Source organism: Marinobacterium iners DSM 11526 (assembly GCF_900107855.1).
GTDB classification, from domain to species: Bacteria; Pseudomonadota; Gammaproteobacteria; order Pseudomonadales; family Balneatricaceae; genus Marinobacterium; species Marinobacterium iners.
The window spans coordinates 114,912-134,356 of sequence record NZ_FNRJ01000006.1 but is presented as its reverse complement, the minus strand read 5'-3'; the positions used below and the strand labels follow the sequence as shown (position 1 = coordinate 134,356).

Annotated in this window: 20 protein-coding genes; 12 read left to right on the top strand and 8 right to left on the bottom strand. The window is 57.0% G+C overall.

Annotated features, from left to right (window positions below; all coding sequences use genetic code 11):
* Window positions 1–26 precede the first annotated feature (26 nt).
* From rpoH to BLV48_RS08875, 6 genes are all read left to right on the top strand, one after another.
* The gene (gene rpoH, locus BLV48_RS08900) at window positions 27–884 is read left to right on the top strand and encodes an RNA polymerase sigma factor RpoH (RefSeq protein ID WP_091826154.1); all 858 of its coding nucleotides are present in this window, start codon (window positions 27–29) and stop codon (window positions 882–884) included.
* A 99-nt stretch (window positions 885–983) separates the two neighbouring features.
* Window positions 984–1,385 (top strand): DUF423 domain-containing protein, encoded by a 402-nt coding sequence (locus BLV48_RS08895; protein ID WP_091826152.1) that lies wholly within the window; start codon window positions 984–986, stop codon window positions 1,383–1,385.
* Entirely contained in the window at window positions 1,363–1,563 is a 201-nt protein-coding gene (gene thiS, locus BLV48_RS08890; protein ID WP_091826150.1) for a sulfur carrier protein ThiS, read from the top strand. Before BLV48_RS08895 ends, thiS begins: the two co-directional genes overlap by 23 nt.
* 56 nt (window positions 1,564–1,619) lie before the next feature.
* Window positions 1,620–2,417 carry a thiazole synthase gene (locus BLV48_RS08885; protein WP_091826149.1) on the top strand — a complete coding sequence of 266 codons (798 nt, stop codon included), beginning with the start codon at window positions 1,620–1,622 and terminating at the stop codon, window positions 2,415–2,417.
* A gap of 48 nt (window positions 2,418–2,465) precedes the next feature.
* The gene (gene trmB, locus BLV48_RS08880; protein ID WP_091826147.1) at window positions 2,466–3,158 is read left to right on the top strand and encodes a tRNA (guanosine(46)-N7)-methyltransferase TrmB; all 693 of its coding nucleotides are present in this window, start codon (window positions 2,466–2,468) and stop codon (window positions 3,156–3,158) included.
* 21 nt (window positions 3,159–3,179) lie between these two features.
* Window positions 3,180–3,617, top strand: coding sequence for a GlcG/HbpS family heme-binding protein (locus tag BLV48_RS08875; RefSeq protein ID WP_217632979.1), 438 nt, complete (start codon window positions 3,180–3,182; stop codon window positions 3,615–3,617).
* Window positions 3,618–3,644: 27 nt separating this feature from the next.
* On the opposite strand, the gene BLV48_RS08870 is transcribed toward BLV48_RS08875, so the two are convergent.
* Window positions 3,645–4,109, bottom strand: a complete 465-nt coding sequence (locus tag BLV48_RS08870) for a Spy/CpxP family protein refolding chaperone (RefSeq protein WP_091826143.1) — start codon at window positions 4,107–4,109, stop codon at window positions 3,645–3,647.
* 139 nt (window positions 4,110–4,248) lie between these two features.
* Here BLV48_RS08870 and BLV48_RS08865 point away from each other — a divergent pair, with 139 nt between their 5' ends.
* Window positions 4,249–4,959, top strand: a complete 711-nt coding sequence (locus tag BLV48_RS08865; protein WP_091826141.1) for a response regulator transcription factor — start codon at window positions 4,249–4,251, stop codon at window positions 4,957–4,959.
* The gene (locus BLV48_RS08860; RefSeq protein WP_091826139.1) at window positions 4,956–6,296 is read left to right on the top strand and encodes a sensor histidine kinase; all 1,341 of its coding nucleotides are present in this window, start codon (window positions 4,956–4,958) and stop codon (window positions 6,294–6,296) included. Before BLV48_RS08865 ends, BLV48_RS08860 begins: the two co-directional genes overlap by 4 nt.
* Here BLV48_RS08860 and astA read toward each other — a convergent pair.
* On the bottom strand, window positions 6,262–7,305 hold the full coding sequence (astA, locus tag BLV48_RS08855) for an arginine N-succinyltransferase (protein WP_091826136.1): 1,044 nt from the start codon (window positions 7,303–7,305) through the stop codon (window positions 6,262–6,264). The two genes, BLV48_RS08860 and astA, sit on opposite strands and share 35 nt — an antisense overlap.
* 132 nt (window positions 7,306–7,437) lie before the next feature.
* On the opposite strand from astA, the gene BLV48_RS18755 reads away from it, so the two are divergent.
* On the top strand, window positions 7,438–7,590 hold the full coding sequence (locus tag BLV48_RS18755; protein ID WP_254774998.1) for an entericidin A/B family lipoprotein: 153 nt from the start codon (window positions 7,438–7,440) through the stop codon (window positions 7,588–7,590).
* A gap of 7 nt (window positions 7,591–7,597) precedes the next feature.
* Here BLV48_RS18755 and BLV48_RS08845 read toward each other — a convergent pair whose 3' ends face one another.
* From BLV48_RS08845 to glnK (BLV48_RS08830), 4 genes are all read right to left on the bottom strand, one after another.
* Window positions 7,598–9,646: a putative bifunctional diguanylate cyclase/phosphodiesterase gene (locus tag BLV48_RS08845; RefSeq protein WP_091826133.1), complete on the bottom strand. Its 2,049-nt coding sequence runs from the start codon at window positions 9,644–9,646 to the stop codon at window positions 7,598–7,600.
* A gap of 179 nt (window positions 9,647–9,825) precedes the next feature.
* Window positions 9,826–10,164, bottom strand: a complete 339-nt coding sequence (gene glnK, locus BLV48_RS08840) for a P-II family nitrogen regulator (protein WP_091826224.1) — start codon at window positions 10,162–10,164, stop codon at window positions 9,826–9,828.
* Between the two features lie 159 nt (window positions 10,165–10,323).
* The gene (locus BLV48_RS08835) at window positions 10,324–11,598 is read right to left on the bottom strand and encodes an ammonium transporter (RefSeq protein ID WP_091826130.1); all 1,275 of its coding nucleotides are present in this window, start codon (window positions 11,596–11,598) and stop codon (window positions 10,324–10,326) included.
* A 46-nt stretch (window positions 11,599–11,644) separates the two neighbouring features.
* Window positions 11,645–11,983 carry a P-II family nitrogen regulator gene (glnK, locus tag BLV48_RS08830; RefSeq protein ID WP_091826128.1) on the bottom strand — a complete coding sequence of 113 codons (339 nt, stop codon included), beginning with the start codon at window positions 11,981–11,983 and terminating at the stop codon, window positions 11,645–11,647.
* 299 nt (window positions 11,984–12,282) lie between these two features.
* Here glnK (BLV48_RS08830) and BLV48_RS08825 point away from each other — a divergent pair, with 299 nt between their 5' ends.
* Complete coding sequence (locus BLV48_RS08825) at window positions 12,283–12,570, top strand: accessory factor UbiK family protein (protein ID WP_091826125.1); 288 nt, start codon at window positions 12,283–12,285, stop codon at window positions 12,568–12,570.
* 29 nt (window positions 12,571–12,599) lie between these two features.
* Window positions 12,600–14,114 (top strand): YifB family Mg chelatase-like AAA ATPase, encoded by a 1,515-nt coding sequence (locus BLV48_RS08820; protein WP_091826122.1) that lies wholly within the window; start codon window positions 12,600–12,602, stop codon window positions 14,112–14,114.
* Here the strand turns inward: BLV48_RS08820 and BLV48_RS08815 are convergent.
* Window positions 14,083–15,327: a putative bifunctional diguanylate cyclase/phosphodiesterase gene (locus tag BLV48_RS08815; RefSeq protein WP_091826118.1), complete on the bottom strand. Its 1,245-nt coding sequence runs from the start codon at window positions 15,325–15,327 to the stop codon at window positions 14,083–14,085. The two genes, BLV48_RS08820 and BLV48_RS08815, sit on opposite strands and share 32 nt — an antisense overlap.
* A 227-nt stretch (window positions 15,328–15,554) precedes the next feature.
* Here BLV48_RS08815 and rep point away from each other — a divergent pair, with 227 nt between their 5' ends.
* Window positions 15,555–17,570, top strand: coding sequence for a DNA helicase Rep (gene rep / locus BLV48_RS08810; protein ID WP_091826115.1), 2,016 nt, complete (start codon window positions 15,555–15,557; stop codon window positions 17,568–17,570).
* Here rep and BLV48_RS08805 read toward each other — a convergent pair.
* On the bottom strand, window positions 17,545–19,440 hold the full coding sequence (locus BLV48_RS08805; RefSeq protein WP_091826113.1) for a sensor histidine kinase: 1,896 nt from the start codon (window positions 19,438–19,440) through the stop codon (window positions 17,545–17,547). The genes rep and BLV48_RS08805 overlap by 26 nt on opposite strands.
* Window positions 19,441–19,445 lie beyond the last annotated feature (5 nt).

The window sequence follows — 19,445 nt, the reverse complement described above, 5'->3', positions numbered from 1 at the left end:
AACGTATTTTGCGAGGTCATTCCTAGATGGGCACAAGCTTGCAAGTTATTGAACATCTGTCACCGGGCCGTAATATCGATGCCTATGTTCAGACTGTGAGTGCGATTCCGATCCTCACTGCAGATGAGGAACGGGAGCTGGCGGAGCGTCTCCATTACCAGAGCGATCTTGAAGCGGCACGTCAGTTGGTCATGTCGCATCTGAGGTTTGTCGTACACATTGCACGCAGCTATTCCGGTTACGGTCTGCCGCTGGGTGACTTGGTTCAGGAAGGCAATGTGGGCCTGATGAAGGCCGTGAAGCGTTTCGACCCCACCATGGGTGTTCGTCTGGTGTCCTTTGCGGTGCACTGGATCAAGGCCGAGATGCATGAGTTCATCCTGCGCAACTGGCGCATCGTTAAAGTGGCGACCACCAAAGCGCAGCGCAAACTGTTCTTCAATCTGCGCTCACAGAAGAAGTCACTGAGCTGGATGAATAACGAAGAAGTTGATGCCATCGCAGCTGATCTGGGTGTTGATGCCAAGGTAGTACGCCAGATGGAAGGCCGCATGGCCTCCAATGACACCGCCTTTGACGCGTTGGCAAGCGAGGATGAAGACAGCCGTTACCTGGCCCCGTCTGCTTACCTGGAAGACCACTCGGCGGATCCTGCCATGCAGCTGGAAGAGTCCAACTGGGAGCAGGAGTCCCAGCGCAGGCTGATGAGCGCCATGGAGGGGTTGGACGAGCGCAGTCGCAATATTCTGGCTCGACGTTGGCTGGCTGACGAAAAGGCCACCCTGCATGAGCTGGCAGCTGAATATGGTGTGTCGGCCGAGCGCATCCGCCAGCTGGAAAAAAATGCCATGAAGAAAATTCGCGGTGCGATGCTGGAGGCCTGAGCCCCGGTTTCGTGTCCATCTTAAAGCCGCCGCTGTGCGGCTTTTTTCATTTCAGGCAGGTGGCGCCAAACCGTTATAATGCCTGCTCAGGAGAGTCCGATGTCCGCGCGTTTTACACTGACAATAGCTGCAGTGCTGGGGGCTGTGGCTGTAGCACTGGGGGCTTTTGCCGCACATGGCCTGCGCAGTCAACTGAGTGAGCGTCTGTTGGAGGTGTTTCAGATCGGTGTGCAGTATCAGTTCTACCATGTGTTCGCACTGTTGCTGGTGGGGCTGCTGTTGCAGCGACGGGACAGCCGAGGTCTGCGCTGGGCCGCTGCGCTGTTCCTGCTGGGCATCCTGATTTTCAGTGGCAGCCTGTATGTGTTGGCATTGAGCGGCGTACATTGGCTGGGAGCCATTACACCGCTTGGCGGCAGCGCCTTCATTGCCGGTTGGCTGGTACTGGCCTTTTCGATCTATCAACAGGGTAAGAACAATGCAGATTCAGGTGAACGGTGAACCGCTTGAGGTGGCAGAACAGTCAAATCTGAGTGATCTGGTCGCTCAACTGGAGCTAAGTGGCAAGCGTATCGCGATCGAGCTGAATCTGGAGATCATTCCACGCAGCTCACATGCGGATACGCCACTTAAGGCGGGTGATCGGATCGAGATCGTGCATGCGATCGGCGGCGGCTGATGCAATAACCTTGCAACGGCACAGTACATAACCATTTTCATATCAGGGTACAGATGATGTCAGAACTGGAACACAACGATCCGCTGATCATTGCAGGACAATCCTTCAACTCCCGTTTGCTGGTTGGGACCGGCAAATACAAGGATATGGCTGAAACCGGTGCGGCGATTGCCGCCAGTGGTGCCGAGATCGTCACCATGGCCGTACGCCGCACCAATCTGGGCCAGAACCCGGACGAGCCCAACCTGCTCGACGTGATCAGCCCCGAACGCTACACCCTGCTGCCCAATACGGCAGGCTGCTATACCGCTGACGATGCCGTTCGCACCTGTCGTTTGGCCCGTGAACTGCTGGACGGCCATGATCTGGTCAAGCTGGAGGTGTTGGGTGATCAGAAAACCCTCTACCCCAACATCATCGAAACGGTGAAGGCGGCCGAAACCCTGGTCAATGATGGCTTCAAGGTGATGGTCTACACCAACGACGACCCGATTGTGGCAAAGCGCCTGGAAGAGATCGGCTGTGTGGCGGTAATGCCGCTGGGCTCGCTGATCGGCTCTGGACTGGGGATCCAGAACCCGCACAACATTCGCCTGATCATGGAGGAGGCGCGGGTGCCGATCCTGGTCGATGCCGGCATCGGTACGCCTTCGGAAGCGGCCATGGCGATGGAAATGGGCTGTGCCGGTGTGCTGGTTAACTCCGCCATTGCGGGTGCACAAACCCCGATACTGATGGCAAAAGCGATGCAGAAAGCGGTGCAGGCCGGTCGTGAAGCTCACTTGGCTGTGCGTATGCCGCGTCGAGCCTACGCCAGTGCTTCATCACCGCTGGATGGCGTGATCAGCAACTGATACCGAATCCGGGTGCCTGCAGGGGCGCCCGCAACAGACAGATACAAAATGACTGAAGAGCAGAAACCGCTGCGCCGTGTGCGCAGCTTTGTGGTGCGTGCCGGGCGCATGACCGAAGGTCAGCAGCGTTCACTGGATCAAAACTGGCCCCGTTATGGACTTGAGCTGGCGGATGGTCGCCTGGATTATGCCGAAGTGTTTGGTCGCGAGGCACCGGTGGTGTTGGAGATCGGCTTTGGCATGGGAGATTCCCTGATCGAAATGGCACGCCAGGCTCCGGAGAAGGACTTTATCGGCATTGAGGTGCATCCACCAGGTGTGGGACGCCTGCTGGCCCGTGCGGCCGAAGAGGAGCTGAGCAATATTCGCGTGTACTGCGATGATGCGATTGAGGTGTTGGAGCGCTGTATCCCCGATGCCAGCCTGGATACACTGCAACTGTTCTTCCCTGACCCATGGCCGAAAAAACGTCACCACAAACGCCGCATTGTACAGCCTGAATTTGCGCAGAAAATCCGGCAGAAGCTGACAATCGGTGGCTGTTTTCACATGGCCACTGACTGGGAAAACTACGCCGAGCACATGATGGAGGTGATGTCTGCAGCCGATGGATATCGCAATGCCGCCGGTACAGGGCAGTATTCACCTCAGCCGCAGTGGCGGCCGGTAACCAAGTTTCAAAGCCGCGGTGAGCGTCTGGGACATGGTGTCTGGGATCTGATCTTTGAGCGCGTCGATTGAGCGCAGTACGGGAGAGCAATGATGAGCGAAAATCTGACCGTCAACCGAGCAACACTGGACTATCGTGCGGCATTGAAGGCGGTTGCGGCCGCTGCCGAGCAGGCCGAAGCGCTGGGCGTGAATGTGAGCATTGCTCTGGTAGGGCGTTCCGGCCAGCCGCTGGCGCAGTTGAGCCTGAACGATGCACCGCCGCAGACGTCGTTGCTGGCGCTGCGCAAGGCGAGAACATCCGCCGGCTTCAAGGTGCCAAGCAACTTTTTCCGTGACAACAACTCGGATGATGTACATCTGCTGGCGGCACTGGATACCCACCCTGATCTGCTGATGTTGGGTGGCGGTCTGCCGATCATCCTCAATGGCGAATGTGTCGGTGCCGTGGGTGTATCGGGAGCCTCTCAGGCAGAGGACATCGCCTGCGCAGAAGCGGCGCTGGGGACGCTCGGAGCGAACGCCGACTGAAGTCGGCTTCGCCTGGATCAGGGAGGCTTATTCAACTCCCCGACCGTGATATCCCTTGCCATTGTGCCGATCACTTCGATCACGCATCTGCTCTAGTTTCTGCTCCTGCTCCGGGGTCAGAATGTCATACAGTGCTGCCTTGTGATCAGCGCGAGCCTGCAGGTGCTTCGCCATCTGCTGCTGTGCCTGCTCAATATGCTGCTGCACCTGGCGGTCATAGTTATCGGCATTCGGATCCAGCCCTCGCAGCCCGTTGCGTGCCATCGCCGAACGTTCTGGTCTGGTCTGCTGCTGCCACAGTGTCTTGATGGCGGCCTGCTGATCAGGTGTAAGTGCGAGCTTTTCGGTCATTCGCTCAAGCCGTTTTTCCGCCCGCTGCTCTTGTCGGCTGTCACGGTCACAGTTGCCCTTCTGGCCTGCAAACACCGCGACACTGCTGCCCAGCACCAGAGAGCCGGCGATCAGGCTGGTAATCAAGGAACGTGCTTTCATGTTTGTTCTCCACTTGTTGCATTCAGATGGCTGCAGTATGGCGCTGTGACAGGCAAAGTTGTGTGCCTGAAGCGTAAAGTTGGGTAAAGCTTTTCCGGTTGGCAGGGCGGGGGCATTATGATGTCAGCAGGAGGACAGGATGATGCAGTCGAAACAGATATTGCTGGTTGATGATGATGTCGAGCTGTGCGAGCTGCTGGCGGACTACCTGCGCCATGAAGGCTTTGAATTGGAGTCGGTGAATGATGCCGAGGCGGCACTGGCGAGGCTGGCACAGGGCGTGCCTGACCTGATGGTGCTCGATATCATGATGCCCGGCCAGAGTGGGCTGGAGTTGCTGCAGCAGATGCGGCCACGCTTCAAACTGCCGGTGATCATGCTGACCGGGCGCGGCGATGATATCGACCGTATTGTCGGTTTGGAGATGGGTGCCGATGACTATCTGGCCAAACCCTGCAATCCGCGTGAACTGCTGGCTCGCATACGGGCTGTTCTGCGGCGCAGCCAAGGTAGCACAGCGACCGGCAGTATGCCGCAACACGTATTGTCGATGCAGGGGATCTGTCTGGACCCGGGCCTGCGTGAAGTAAAAGTCAATGATGAGGCGTTGGAGTTGACCAGCACGGAATTCAACCTGCTGGCACTGCTGATGCAAAACGCCGGACAGGTACTGGGCAAGGAACTGCTGACAGAACGGGTACTGCACCGCAAGTTGACGGCCTATGACCGGGCGATGGATGTTCACGTCAGTCGGGTTCGACAGAAACTGGCGACGGGCTTTGGTGAGGAGTGCGATCTGATCAAGACAGTACGCGGTCAGGGCTACCAGTTTGTGCGGGAGGAGCTGTGACAACCCTCTTTCAGCGTCTGCAGTCTGGCCTGTCGCGGGTCTTGGCCAAAGGCTGGTTTCGGCAGCTGTTCTGGAAAATGTTTCTGGTGATCTGGCTGGTGAGTGCAATCGGCATGACCAGCGTATTTCTTTACCTCAGCAGTCGGGTGGACTCGGTGCATCGGCTGGAGGTGCTGGAAGCGCGTGCCCGGGGTCAGGCGCAGCTGATGCTGGAGCGGTATGAAGAGAATGACCCACGCTGGCTGCGAGAGGGGCGGGACCACCATCGTGTGCGGTTGTGGATCTATCCGCAGGGCAGTGATCAACCGATCACAACCTGGCGGCGTGAGCCACCGGCGGATGCTTATGTGTTCAACCTGACATCGGACGCCGGGAGGGAGTACCGCGTGCATGTGCCACGACCTCCCGATGGGGTATTCGCTGACCGCCTTCTGGGACGCCTGTTTTCGTTGCAGATGGGGTTGATACTGGTAGTTTCTTCACTCTCAGGGCTGTTGTTGAGTGCACTGGTGGTTCGACCGATCCGACAGTTGAGTCGACATGTGCATAACCTGCACCGGCAACAGGACCTGAGTCTCAGGGCCGATGACCGACTCAGTCGGCGCCGAGATGAACTCGGTGAACTGAGTCGCGAGTTTGATCAGATGGCGGAATATGTTGAAACGACACTACTGAACCAGCAACGACTGTTGCAGGACGTGTCACATGAATTACGGGCACCCCTGGCCCGGCTGCAGGCTGCGGCAGGGCTGGCTGAACAGCGCCTTGGCGATGACAACCCTCTGTCACGTCGAATCAACCGTGAGTGTGAGCGCTTGAATGGACTGATTGCGGAAATTGTCGGCTACACCCGACTGCAGCAGGCAGACAGCAACTTTGACACAGAGGTGTTCAGTGTAGAGACGTTGTTTGCCGAACTGGCTGCGGATGTGCATTTTCGGCAGCCTGACCGTCCCGTGCAGATCGCAGTACAGCCCCCGCAACTGAAATTGCACCTGCAACGCTCGCTGCTGCAAAGGGCCCTGCACAACGGGATTGATAATGCACTCAGGCATACACCGGAAACGGCGGCACTGAGGATCAGCGCCAGCCTTAACAATGATACGGTCGAAATTCGGCTGCGAGACCGGGGGCCAGGTGTCAGCCCCGACTTGCTGCCGAAACTGTTTGAGCCCTTTGTGCGGGGCAGTGGGGGGCATGGCGAGGGCTATGGGCTGGGGATGAGCATTGCTCAGCGAGCCATCGTGCAACTGGGCGGAGAGCTGCAGGCGCACAATCACCCGGACGAAGGTCTGGAGCTGATTATCCGCCTGCCCCTGAGTGTGCTGGCAAACTGACCAGCCTGACGGTTTCGCCAGCCTCTACCTCCAGGCAGGCCGCCAACTCGGGGCTGACACGGACCCGGTTAAGGCTGGGATTAAGGCGTGCCTGAGTACAGCGAAAGCCTTGGCAACGGGTATTGCTGATCAGAAAATCGCGAGCATCAGGCGGTACCGGAGCCGTATCAATGAATACTTCGGCTCGGCGGCTGCGACGGATGGCCCGTACTTCGTTCGGCCGGGCCGCCAGTGTCGGGCCAGCATCAAAAATATCTACGTAGTTTTCATAACGGAAGCCTTCAGATTGCAGCAGGCGGCAGGCCGGTTCGGTATTGGGGTGTACCCGACCGATTACCGCCTGAGCCTCTTCAGGCAGCAGGTGGATATAGATCGGGTGCTTTGGCATCAACTCGGCGATCACCACCTTATTGCCAGAACCGGTCAGGAAATCTGCCTGCTGGTACTGCATGGAGAAAAAATGCTGCCCCAGCCCCTCCCAAAAAGGGTTTCTGTCATGCTGATCGGTAAAACCGCGCATCTCGGCAATGATCCGATCGGCAAAGCGCTGCGGGTGTTCGGCCATGAACAGAAAGCGGGACCGCGACAACAGCCCGCCGCCGCCACGGCCTCGGTAATCCGGTCGAAGGAACAGCGAACACAGCTCGCTGCTGCCAGTGTAGTCATTACACAGATAGAGGGTCTGAAATTCGTTGTGGATATTGAACTGGTGTGACGCATGCACAATGGTACCAATGTGATAGTGATACCAGGGTGCGTCCAGACCAACAGCGGCGGTGACGCCACAGGTACCGAGTACCTCGCCGGTGCCGGTTTCCTCCATTACGAACAGGTAGGTGACCGGCAGCGGCTTTTTCTCCGTGCTGCGCAGAGCCTCGACCGAGCGTTCGATTTTTTGTGCCAGCAGTTCAGCATCATTGGGCAACGAGGTGAACCCCGTGCCTGACTCGGTTGCCACGGTTTGCAGCAGTGCATGGTCATCCATGTCGATGGGTCTTATTCTGAGCATCGAGCCTCCAGCATGGTACCGTTCAGCCTGAGTATAGTCAGCCTGGACACAATGGTCAGGTCCCTGCATGGTGCATGGTGCAGGGGGCTTGGGGGCGCTATGATAAACAAGACTGCAGCAAGAGGATTCACTATGCGCAAAACAATACTTGGCATGCTGTTCGGTGCTTTATTGGTACTCACTAGTGCCAGCGCACTGACCGCTTGCAGCACCATTGAGGGTGCAGGCAAGGATATTGAAAAAGCCGGTTCGGCAATCAAGGAAGCCGCGCGCAAGTCTCAGTGATGCTTGGTCAGGTCCCGTGTGACCAACGTTGTTGTAGCTGGCTAAAGGGCACGGGGCGACTGAAATAGAAGCCCTGTCCCGTGCGGCATCCTTGCTGCAGCAGGAACTGTTGCTGCTGTTCGGTCTCGATACCTTCAGCGATCACGTCCAGCCCCAGCTGGCGGGCCATCAGGATGATGGTGGAGGTGATCGCCACGTCATCACGGTCCCCCGGAATATCCTGCACAAACGAGCGGTCGATCTTGAGCTGGTTGACCTCAAGCTTCTTCAAATAGTTGAGTGATGAGTAGCCGGTGCCAAAATCGTCCACCGCGATGGTAATACCACGACGGCGCAGTTGGCGCAGAATATCGTTGATATGACCGAAATTGTTGACCAACAGGCTCTCGGTAATCTCCAGCTCAAGATAATTCCCGGGCAGGCCCGTATCAGCCAGGATCTGGTCGACCTGCAAGATCAGTTCAGAGTCTTCAAATTGCCGTGCCGAAAGGTTTACTGCCATGCGAAAGGGGCGCGTGTACAGACGGCGGATGCGCGCGGCGGTCTGGCAAGCCTGCTCCAGTACCCAGCGCCCGATGGGCAAAATCATGCCGGTTTCTTCGGCGATGGGGATGAACTCGTCAGGGGGGATGTTGCCATCAATCGGGTGCTGCCAGCGCAGCAGTGCTTCCATACCGATTATCTGTCCACTGCTCAGGTCAACCTGAGGCTGATAGTGCAGGTGTAACTCGCCCTGTTCCAGTGAGTGGCGCAGGTCATGTTCCAGTGTCAGCGTACGGCGTGCTTCCGTGTTCATGCTGTGATTGAAAAAGGCAAAGGTGTTGCGACCCGCACGTTTGGCCCGGTACATGGCCAGATCAGCGTTGCGCAGCAGTCCGCTGTTATCGCAGGCGTCGATACCGATCAGGGTGATGCCGATACTGGCACTGGTCTGCAGCTCATGGGTACCGATATCCATCGGCTGCGACAGCAGCGCGATCATTTCACTGACCCGCTCGCGGAGGGTATCGAGGCTGTCCAGATTATCAATCAGAATTGAAAACTCGTCGCCGCCAAGGCGGAATACCCGGTCCTGCTCGGGAATGCAGAAGCGCAACCGGTTGGCCACGGTTTTCAGCATCAAGTCACCCGCCTCATGTCCCATTGTATCGTTTACCTTCTTGAAGTGATCAAGATCGATCAGCAGCAGAGCACGATACTGCTCTGAGGGCTGCTCCAGTATCTGATCAAGATTCTGGCGGAAGGCGCGGCGATTGCCCAATTCTGTCAGTGGGTCAAAATAGGCCAGCTGCTCCAGCTGACTCTGGTACTCTTTCAGCTGGGTGATGTCATCCCCTACGGAAACCAGGTGTGTAATGGAACCCTTTTCATTGCTGATCGGGGCAATCGACTGCATCGACCAGTACAGCGAGCCATCCTTGCGTCGGTTACGCAGGGTGCCGCGCCACTTGCGATTGGCGCGAATGGTGCGCCACAGATCACGATAGGTGGTGGGGTCGGTTTCGCCCGAGCGCAGGAGTGCCGGTGTCTGGCCCAGTACTTCCTGCAGACTGTAGCCGGTGATGTCACAGAAACGGGAATTGACGTACTCGATGCGGCCGCTGATATCCGTAATGACCACGGCACTGCCGCTGTTCTCGACCGCGCTGGACAGCTGGCGCAGCTCCAGCTCACGCTGATGATACTGCTGTTCGTCAATCGCCAGTACCAGGCAGCCACACACTTTGCGCTGCTCGTCGTACAGCACGGAAGCATTTAGTTGAAGAGAAAAGCTATGGTGCTGATGCCGACCGCGAAACAGCGACAGGGAAAAGGCGTGCTGGCGACCGCTGGCCAAATGGGCCAAGTTCTTTTTCAGCAACGATCCCAACGGTGCCTGCAGGAAAAGATCCTGTGGCAGCTCGCCCTCTGTATGGTGCAACAGACGCCGCAGTGTGCGGTTGCTATAGTGGCAGCGGCCATCAAGGTCGAGCAGACAAATGCCGGCTGGTGAGTGCTCCAGAGCCGGCAGTAGCTGTGCGACAAGCGCCGAGTTACAAGGTAGCGTGTTGGCCATGACAGGGCGCCATTTGCTGCTGGTCCATCAGAATACCCCTAGTCTTTGTATAAAAAAGCATCATGGCAGGAGAAAGCGGGGTTGGCAACGGTTATGGTGATTCAGAATGGAGACGTTTATGAGGAGGGATGATCTTGGTAGTGTATTGAATGCCCGACAATAATGCCGGGCATTGGTTATCAGAGAGCGTCCGGGCCTGCTTCACCGGTACGGATACGGATCACCTGCTCCAGCGGCATGACAAAAATCTTGCCGTCGCCAATCTTGCCGGTATTGGCGGTTTTGCTGACCGCTTCAATCACTTGATCCAGCATGTCGTCATCAATGGCCACTTCAATCTTGACCTTGGGCAGGAAGTCGACAACATATTCGGCGCCTCGGTAAAGCTCGGTGTGGCCCTTCTGGCGGCCAAAACCCTTGACCTCGGTGACGGTCACACCCTGAATGCCGATATCGGACAGGGCTTCACGAACGTCATCCAGCTTGAACGGCTTGATGACCGCGGTGACGAGTTTCATCATTCAAGTCCTCATGATCTGTGGTAATCCCACGGAGCTCCGGCCGAAAGGTCGGCGGAGAAACCAGTGGCGTCAGTATACCCATAATCAAAAGGCCGCGCATATCGGCGCAGCCTGAAAAACACGCGGGAGGCATGCTTGCCTCCCGGAGTTTTGATCTTATTTCTTGCCACCGGAGAACTCGGGGTAGGCTTCCATGCCGCACTCGGCCAGGTCAACCCCTTCGTACTCTTCCTCTTCGCTGACACGGATGCCCATGATCGCCTTGAGGATGAACCATACCACCAGACTGGCGATGAAGACCCAGCCGAAGATGGACACGATACCCAGCAGCTGTGCACCGTAGCTGGCATCAGCGTTGCTCAGCGGTACCGCCAGCAGACCCCAGATACCCACTACACCGTGAACGGAGATGGCACCGACTGGATCGTCGATACGCAGCTTGTCCAGGGTTACGATGGAGAACACCACCAGTGCACCACCGACCGCACCGATCAGGCTGGATGCCAGAGCGGACGGGCTCAGCGGATCAGCAGTGATCGCTACCAGGCCAGCCAGTGCACCGTTCAGCGCCATGGTCAGGTCAGCCTTGCGGAACCACAGGCGGGCCAGGATCAGGGCTGCAATTACACCGCCGGCAGCAGCTGCGTTGGTGTTCACGAAGACCTGAGCGACTGCGTTGGCTTCACCCACATCAGACAGTTTCAGTTCGGAACCGCCGTTGAAGCCGAACCAGCCCAGCCACAGGATGAAGGTACCCAGCGTGGCCAGCGGCAGGTTGGCACCCGGGATCGCATTGATCTCGCCGTTCTTGCCGTATTTGCCTTTACGAGCTCCCAGTACCAATACACCAGCAAGTGCAGCGGAGGCGCCTGCCATGTGTACGATGCCGGAGCCAGCGAAGTCGAAGAAGCCCGCTTCACTCAGGAAACCGCCACCCCAAGTCCAGTAGCCGGACGTCGGGTAGATGAAACCGGTCATGACCACAGCGAAGGCCAGGAATGCCCAGAGCTTCATGCGTTCTGCAACAGCACCGGAGACGATGGACATGGCTGTAGCCACGAACACCACCTGGAAGAAGAAGTCGGAGCGGGCTGAGTAGTAGGGCGCATCATCGCCACCGGCCAACACCGCATCAACACCGTTCTCGTCGCCGATCAGGGCGCCAAGGCTTGGAATGATGCCGCCTTCGTCAGAGCTGTACATCAGGTAGTAGCCACACAGCAGGTACATGGTACAGGCGATGGCATAGAGCGCGATGTTTTTGGTCAGAATCTCGGTGGTGTTCTTGGCACGCACCAAGCCCGCTTCCAGCATCGCGAAACCGGCCGCCATCCACATCACCAGTGCACCGCACATGAGGAAGTAGAAGGTATCGACCGCATATTTCAGCTGGGTCAAATCCCCGGCTGTCGCATTGAGTAGTTCTTCCATTGTTTTATCCTCCAGAGAGATAAAAAACGTCGATTGTCAGGCAGGTTCAGAGCGCGTCGTGACCGGACTCGCCGGTGCGGATGCGGATCACCTGCTCCAGACTGGTGACGAAGATTTTGCCGTCGCCGATCTTGCCGGTCTGAGCTGCCTTGGATATCGCCTCAAGTACCTGATCGACAATGTCATCTGCTACGGCTGCATCAATGCGAACCTTGGGCAGGAAGTCGACCACATACTCTGCGCCGCGGTAGAGTTCGGTATGACCTTTCTGACGGCCAAATCCTTTCACTTCGGTGACGGTGATGCCCTGCACACCGATTTCCGAAAGTGCTTCACGAACATCATCGAGCTTGAACGGTTTGATGATGGCTGAGATCAGTTTCATGTTTTGGGTCCTCTTCTCAGTACTCATAAGGCCTGCGTCCTCGGGAGCGGGTTGTCAGGCCGTGTGTACTGACTAAGCGAAGCTTGTGCCAATTTGTTTTTATCTTTTTAAAACAGAAGGTTGCGATTTGTATTGAGGACTGAAAGGGCATTTTCGAATGATATGCGGGTGATACAGGTCTGTTTTTATGCACTGGTTTGGTGCAAGTGCTCTTTTGGTGCACGTTCTGGAATCTGACGCCGAGGCCGATCTGGTTTATAGTAGCGGCATTGAGATGCAACCTTGTGCAGGAGCCCCGGATGATCCACCAGAAATTGATCGATAGCCTCTCCGGCCAGTTTAGCCAGCTGCTGGCCGGACGCCCGGACCTTCCCGGTCAGCAAGAGCTGCAAAGCCAGGTGCGCAGCATGCTGCAGGGAACCTTTGCCAAACTGGATCTGGTAACCCGGGATGAGTTTGAAGCACAGCAGGCGGTGCTGATGCGCACTCGCGATAAGCTTGAACAGCTTGAGCAGCGCCTGGCGGCACTTGAACCGTCGGTGGAGAACCCTGCTCCGGCAGCGACGGATAACGATACTCAACTCTGAACCCTTTCCAGCGACACAAGGATCGTGTCATGTCACTTGCTGTTATTCATACCCGAGCCCAGCTCGGAATCGAGGCGCCAGCGGTCACCGTTGAGGTGCATCTGTCGGGTGGCCTGCCCTCAATGTCGATCGTTGGTCTGCCGGAAACGGCGGTCAAGGAAAGCCGTGAAAGGGTACGCAGTGCCCTTATTACGGCCGGATTCGACTTTCCTCAGCGCCGTATCACCATCAACCTGGCACCGGCTGATCTGCCCAAGGAAGGTGGCCGTTATGATCTGGCGATTGCCGTGGGTATCCTGCTGGCATCCGGCCAGTTGAAGCGCTGGAAGGGCAGCGAAGCAACCGAAATGATCGGTGAGCTGGCGCTGTCCGGTGCGGTACGACCGGTAAGGGGAGTTCTGCCGGCTGCCGTGGCGGCAGGTCGCAGCGGCCGCAGCCTGATAGTGGCACTTGATAATGCGGCTGAAGCAGTGATGGCACAGCGCACGGAAGTGTTTGCGGTGGGCCATTTGCTGGAGTTGGTGGCGCATCTGACCGGCAAGCAGCGGCTGGAGCCGGTGCTGGGCTCGCTCTCTGTTACACCTGTTGAGGAGGGGCCTGATCTGGCCGATGTGAAAGGCCAGCTGCAGGCGCGTCGGGCGCTGGAGGTGGCAGCTGCGGGGGGACACAACCTGTTGTTTTCCGGGCCGCCCGGCAGCGGTAAAAGTATGCTGGCGGCACGGTTGCCGGGATTATTGCCGCCACTTGAGACTGAACAGCAGCTTGAAGTGGCCGCAATCTGCTCCGTTGCCGGGCATGATGTTCGACCAGCCTGTCATGGCGTGCGCAGTTTCAGGGCACCACACCATACGGCCTCGGCGATTGCGCTGGTGGGTGGTGGCAGTCACCCCCGTCCCGGTGAAATATCGCTGGCGCATCAGGGGGTTCTGTTCCTGGATGAATTGCCCGAGTATCCGCGCCGTGTACTTGAGGTCTTGCGTGAGCCACTGGAAACAGGCGAGATACTGATCTCCCGTGCAGCGCGGCAGACCCGCTACCCGGCCCGATTTCAGCTGGTGGCGGCGATGAACCCCTGCCCCTGTGGCTATCATGACGATGGGACGGACCGTTGTATCTGCACCCCCGACCAGATTCGGCGCTACCAGCAAAAGATCTCCGGCCCTTTGCTGGATCGGATCGACCTGCAGCTGCAGGTGCCGGCACTGCCACCCGAAGCACTGCTGCAGCCGGATCAGCCGGGGGAATCCAGTGCTCGTGTGCGTCAGCGGGTGGTAGCAGCCCACGTACGGCAGCTGGAGCGGCAGGGCTGCATGAACCGAGAACTTGGAGGCCGTGATCTCGAAGCATATTGTGCGCTTGATGATGCGACTCGCGCCTTGCTGGTCAGGGTGATGAAGCAGACCCAGCTTTCGGCCAGGGCCTGTCATCGTTTGTTGCGGGTGGCCAGGACGTTGGCAGATCTGGCGGGAGAAGAGCGAGTGGGTCAGGAACAACTGCTGGAGGCACTGGCTTTCAGGGGGCTTGCTGGCGCTGACTGCGACTGAGCAGGGTCAGAAACTGCTCTTCGCAGATGGGGCGGCTGAAGAAGTAGCCCTGAACCTGATCACACTCATGCCGAATCAGAAACTCCAGCTGCTCGCGGTTTTCGACCCCTTCTGCAATCACCTGTTTGTTCAGGTTGTGAGCCAGGCTGATCATGGCACGCACGATCTCCTCATCGTCCGTGTTACCGGGTATGCCGGCAATGAAGGACTTGTCGATCTTGAGCGTGGCGACCGGCAGCTTCTGCAGCAGGCTGAACGAAGAGTATCCGGTACCGAAGTCATCCAGTGAAAATTCCACGCCCAGCGCGCTGAGTTGGGTGATCGATTCACGTACATGTTCTTCGTCACTGCACAGTGCCGTTTCGGTCAGCTCAAACTCCAGGGTTCGGGTATCGATCAGGTGCTGTTTGATCAGGCGTTCAATGGTGGTCGCGAGAAAGCGGTCCTGAAACTGTCGGAACGACAGGTTGACACCAATACGACCCTTCAACCCAGAGGCCAGCATGTTCGGCAGTGACTTGCCCACCTGTTGAATGACCCAGTAGCCGAGTGGCACCACCAGCCCTGAAGCCTCGCAGTCGGGAATGAAATGATCCGGAGTGAGCAGACCGCGCTTGGGGTGCTGCCAACGGATCAATGCTTCGGCGCCGCAGATACTGCCTTCGTGCAGGTCGATGCGTGGCTGATAGAAGAGCACAAACTCTTCCCGCTGCAGAGCGCGCCAGAGTTCGGGGTTATAGCTGGATGTGGGTTCAGGGTTCTGCAGGTGCTGCAGCTGTTCCAGCTTGCGCAGCCGATCATGGCACTGCAGCAGGTTGCTGCAGTAGCGCAGCACGCGGTGCAGGGTGGTTTCACAGGCTCCGGAGGACAGAATGTGATCGTTACAGGGGTCCGTCAGCAGCGCCTGCCAGCGCTGGTCAGGCGGCTCTTTCAGCAATAATACAGAAGGGGCAATGGGGCAGTGCTTGCGTAGGTGGTTCAGTGTGCGGCTGGCGTGCTCGGGGCAATCGGTTTCCAGCAGGATGATCAAAGAAGAAAACTGTTGCAGGATGGGGACGGCGTCTTCTGGGGAGCGGCAGCGATACAGGTGCCCCTGCCACCAGGGTTCCAGCCAGCTTCGCCAGCTTGTTTCCAGTACATCAGACTCGCTGATCAGTACCAGAGCTGGGTGTCCGGATTCTGTCGGGTTTAGCGGCTCATCATCTGCCAGCATGGTACTGCTTCCCCTTTACACCTGAATAATACCTCCGCAGAGGGTCTGAATTTCATCAGGGGGCCATGTCATAATAGGCGATTGCCATGATCGACGTTCGAGGTTATCACGCTTTGGTGATGGCCAGAAGTACGCGATCCAGCCTTCTGTTTGCAGTATTACAGCAAACAGCTGTATCAAAACTGTATCGGCCGGTATCGATCCGGATTTAATTTTTTCGAGGTGACATGAGCAGACTCAATCCACGCCAGCGCGAGGCGGTGCACTACATCGGCGGCCCTCTGCTTGTTCTGGCCGGTGCCGGATCTGGCAAAACCAGTGTGATCACGCGGAAAATTGCCTGGATGGTGCAGGACGCTGGCATCGAAGCACGTCGCATCGCCGCCGTCACATTTACCAACAAGGCCGCGCGTGAAATGAAGGAGCGCGTTAGCCAGTTGCTTGGCAAGCAGGAAGGGCGTGGCCTCACCGTGTCTACCTTTCATACTCTGGGGCTGTCGATCATTCGCCGTGAACGTAAGCATCTGGGACTGAAAAGCGGATTTTCGCTGTTTGATGATCAGGACAGCAAGGCACTGCTGCGTGATCTGATGCTGCAGAATGACGAAGATACCGACCAACTCAATGAGGTGCAGCACCGGATCTCCAACTGGAAAAATGACATGCTGACGCCGGATCAGGCGCTGGCAGAGGCTCAGCTGCCACAGGATATTCTGGCAGCCCGCGCCTACGAGGCCTACGACCGCCATCTGCGGGCCTACAACGCGGTGGACTTTGACGACCTGATCCTGCTGCCGGTGCAGCTGTTCAGCAACCATTCCGATGTGCTGGAACGCTGGCAGCGCCGTATTCAGTATCTGCTGGTGGATGAATATCAGGACACCAACCTGTCCCAGTATCGTCTGGTACGCCTGCTGGTGGGGCACCGCAGCGGTCTCACCGTAGTGGGGGATGATGACCAGTCGATCTACGCCTGGCGCGGTGCTCGGCCGGAGAACCTGGCCCAGCTGCAGACCGACTTTCCCAGCCTCAAGGTGGTCAAGCTGGAACAGAACTACCGCTCCACCAGCCGCATTCTGAAAGCGGCCAACACCCTGATCGCCAACAACCCGCATGTGTTCGAGAAAACCCTGTGGAGCGAGATGGGTTACGGCGACCCGATCCGGGTGATTCATACCCGCAACGATGATGCCGAGGCGGAGCGAATCGCCACCGAGATTCTCGACCGTCATCTGCGTGAACGGATCGGCTTCCGTGATTTTGCCGTGCTGTATCGTGGTAACCATCAGGCACGTCTGATTGAGATGAAGCTGCAGCACTATCAGGTGCCCTACAAACTCAGCGGTGGGACCTCCTTCTTCGCCCGGGCCGAAATCAAAGACCTGATGAGTTACTTTAAAGTGTTGATCAACCGCGATGATGACAACGCTTTCCTGCGCATCATCAACCTGCCGCGGCGCGAGATCGGCCCCAGTACCCTGCAGCGTCTGGGCGAATACGCGTCCGGGCGTGAAGTCAGTCTGTTCGACGCCTGTGGCGAGCTGGGGCTGGAGCAGGTCTTGCCGGCACAAGCGGTGGAACGGCTGCGCCGCTTCTGTGATTTGATCGACCGTTTGTATCAGCGCTGCCGTGACGGTGACCCCATTGCTGCCATCCATGAGCTGGTGGACGAGATCGATTACCCTGGCTGGATCCGTCAGAATGCCTCCAGCGATGTAGTGGCCGAGAAGCGGATGCAGAATGTCTACTTTCTGATCGAGTCACTGCAGTCCACGCTGGAGCGGCTGCAGGAAGAAGATGAAGGCGCAGGTATCGAGGACGCGATTGCTCGGCTGGTGCTGCTGGACATGCTCAACCGGCAGGAGGAAGAGGACGATTCTGATCGGGTACAGCTGATGACCCTGCATGCCTCCAAGGGTCTGGAGTTCCCCCATGTATTTCTGCTCGGTATGGAAGAGGAGCTGCTGCCGCACCGTAACAGCATCGAAATGGATACCATCGAGGAGGAGCGCCGGCTGGCCTACGTGGGTATTACCCGGGCGCAGAAAACACTCACCATGACGCTGGCCAAACAGCGGCGGCAGTTTGGCGAGTGGATGGACTGCACACCCAGTCGATTCATCGATGAATTGCCGCAGGAAGATCTGGAGCGTGAGGGGTTGGGTGAAGCGAGCCCGGAACAGAACCGGGCCCGCGGTCGTGCGACGCTGAACGGGCTCAAAGGGTTGCTGGATGATCTGTGACCGAGACCGGAATGTCTATGGTAAAGCATGTTCCGCCGTTTTGAGTACTGCTCACCTGTATGCTGCCCATGAGTGTTTGTGTAACCCACTGTTGTACAAGATGTAACCCAAGACCTGTGTGTCCTTTGCCTCGGCCTGCGGTTACAAAAGGATCGAATAATTTGGGATGTATTTCAGGTGCTATGCCGCAGCCATTATCCTGGACGCTCAACTGTATGGTGTGACCGTCCTCCCTTAATACCCCACGTAGAACAATTTTCCCACGCTGATCTGGTTTAAAGGCATGACTGAGCGCATTGCTGATCAAGTTTTGCAGAACCTGAGACACAATGCCTGGATGACTGAACATTTCACATGGGGGGATGTCACTTTCCAATGATACAGGTGAATGCTTGAGCCTTGGGTTTAACGTGAGTATTAAGTCCTGAACACAGCTTTGCAGGTCGAAATGTGATGGCTGATCTTGGTTCCGATCAATGGCTAGGCGCTTAAAGCTTTTAATCAGCTCGATGGACTTGCCGAGATTCTTCTGAGCAAGAGACAACCCTTCGTCAGTGTGCTCGAGAAAATTCTGCATTTGTTCTCGTGTCAAGGTTCCGGCCTGAACAGAATTTTTAAGCTGCCGATGGGCGGTTGAAAGTGTGCTGAGGGTGACGAGGGCTCCCCCTGTGGGTGTATTCAACTCGTGAGCAACACCCGCCACCATCATGCCCAGCGATGACAATTTTCGTGTTTCCACCAACTCGTCCTGAAGTTTTTGCTGGCGTGATAGAGACTGCCACAGCTCCTCATTGGTATGTTGAAGCTCTTTCTGCTCCGCTTTGAGTTGCTCTAGCAGCGCCATTCTCTGAGCTTCCCCTTGCGCAATTCGGTACAGCACGCCACCCAATAGCAGCATGACCAACAGGCTACCTGAAAGGGTTGGGAGTAATACAGACCGACGCAGTGATGCAAGCAGGTCAGGTGGTGTTGTGAGTACCAGGTACCAACCGGAAGGAGAGAGCGTTTTCTCCTGTGTATGTGCTGTAATGTGAGCGTAGCTCCATAGGCGCTCATCGATCCTGAGGCCTCTGGCGCTGGACGATTTGGTCATATGCTGCCACAGGCTTGGATACTCATTTTGAATCACCAGCTTGGGTTGATGATATATGAACCCCCACTCACGCCAGAGCTCGGGATGCAAAAGCCAATACCCGTCTGCGTTGACGATCTCTGTTTGAGTGTCTGCGCTGTGCAACTGGCGCACCTCATCAAACAGCTTTCTCAGGCTGAAGTTCAACACCAGCAAGCCATTGTGTAAACCGTCGTTTACCCCGGTGCGTACACTGGTGCGCAGTGTCGGGTTGGGGGGCATTTCCAATACGCCATTCTCAATGTTCAGGTCTAATGGCGAATAATAAACCTCATCGGAAGATACCGATGAGCCTGACTGAAAGTAATAACGGTCTTTTTTGTTTTGCAGCGTATGCTCAGGAGCCGTGATGGCGACACCGTTTCTGACATTGACACGAATCCGTTCCTGTCCAGCACTATCCAGCCAACGCAGCTGAGATATGAGCGATGATGCGCGACTGAAACGCACCAGTAGCCGCTCAAGTGCATCTATATCCGGGGGAGCGGTTTGATCAAGACCACTTTGTAAGGGGCCACTTCGCTTCAGCAGCATTGTCAACTGGCCGAAATATCCCAGCTCGCGACTGAATCGATTGCTTATCTGATCAATTAGCTCATTGTGACGTGTTTCGATGGGCTCCAGCTTGAGGCGGAACAGTTCGGAGTAGGCAAACCATGCACTAACCACAATGGTTGCGGTCAATGGCAACATGAGGATGAACCAAATTGACAGCACTCTGCGCTTTGAGACCCGCATGATAG

What these genes read in the sequence shown, in the direction of transcription:
- rpoH (WP_091826154.1), top strand. Translation starts at nt 27, where the DNA reads ATGGGCACAAGCTTGCAAGTTATTGAACATCTGTCACCGGGCCGTAAT.
- BLV48_RS08895 (WP_091826152.1), top strand. Translation starts at nt 984, where the DNA reads ATGTCCGCGCGTTTTACACTGACAATAGCTGCAGTGCTGGGGGCTGTG.
- thiS (WP_091826150.1), top strand. Translation starts at nt 1,363, where the DNA reads ATGCAGATTCAGGTGAACGGTGAACCGCTTGAGGTGGCAGAACAGTCA.
- BLV48_RS08885 (WP_091826149.1), top strand. Translation starts at nt 1,620, where the DNA reads ATGTCAGAACTGGAACACAACGATCCGCTGATCATTGCAGGACAATCC.
- trmB (WP_091826147.1), top strand. Translation starts at nt 2,466, where the DNA reads ATGACTGAAGAGCAGAAACCGCTGCGCCGTGTGCGCAGCTTTGTGGTG.
- BLV48_RS08875 (WP_217632979.1), top strand. Translation starts at nt 3,180, where the DNA reads ATGAGCGAAAATCTGACCGTCAACCGAGCAACACTGGACTATCGTGCG.
- BLV48_RS08870 (WP_091826143.1), bottom strand. Translation starts at nt 4,109, where the DNA reads ATGAAAGCACGTTCCTTGATTACCAGCCTGATCGCCGGCTCTCTGGTG.
- BLV48_RS08865 (WP_091826141.1), top strand. Translation starts at nt 4,249, where the DNA reads ATGATGCAGTCGAAACAGATATTGCTGGTTGATGATGATGTCGAGCTG.
- astA (WP_091826136.1), bottom strand. Translation starts at nt 7,305, where the DNA reads ATGCTCAGAATAAGACCCATCGACATGGATGACCATGCACTGCTGCAA.
- BLV48_RS18755 (WP_254774998.1), top strand. Translation starts at nt 7,438, where the DNA reads ATGCGCAAAACAATACTTGGCATGCTGTTCGGTGCTTTATTGGTACTC.
- BLV48_RS08845 (WP_091826133.1), bottom strand. Translation starts at nt 9,646, where the DNA reads ATGGCCAACACGCTACCTTGTAACTCGGCGCTTGTCGCACAGCTACTG.
- glnK (WP_091826224.1), bottom strand. Translation starts at nt 10,164, where the DNA reads ATGAAACTCGTCACCGCGGTCATCAAGCCGTTCAAGCTGGATGACGTT.
- BLV48_RS08835 (WP_091826130.1), bottom strand. Translation starts at nt 11,598, where the DNA reads ATGGAAGAACTACTCAATGCGACAGCCGGGGATTTGACCCAGCTGAAA.
- glnK (WP_091826128.1), bottom strand. Translation starts at nt 11,983, where the DNA reads ATGAAACTGATCTCAGCCATCATCAAACCGTTCAAGCTCGATGATGTT.
- BLV48_RS08825 (WP_091826125.1), top strand. Translation starts at nt 12,283, where the DNA reads ATGATCCACCAGAAATTGATCGATAGCCTCTCCGGCCAGTTTAGCCAG.
- BLV48_RS08820 (WP_091826122.1), top strand. Translation starts at nt 12,600, where the DNA reads ATGTCACTTGCTGTTATTCATACCCGAGCCCAGCTCGGAATCGAGGCG.
- BLV48_RS08815 (WP_091826118.1), bottom strand. Translation starts at nt 15,327, where the DNA reads ATGCTGGCAGATGATGAGCCGCTAAACCCGACAGAATCCGGACACCCA.
- rep (WP_091826115.1), top strand. Translation starts at nt 15,555, where the DNA reads ATGAGCAGACTCAATCCACGCCAGCGCGAGGCGGTGCACTACATCGGC.
- BLV48_RS08805 (WP_091826113.1), bottom strand. Translation starts at nt 19,440, where the DNA reads ATGCGGGTCTCAAAGCGCAGAGTGCTGTCAATTTGGTTCATCCTCATG.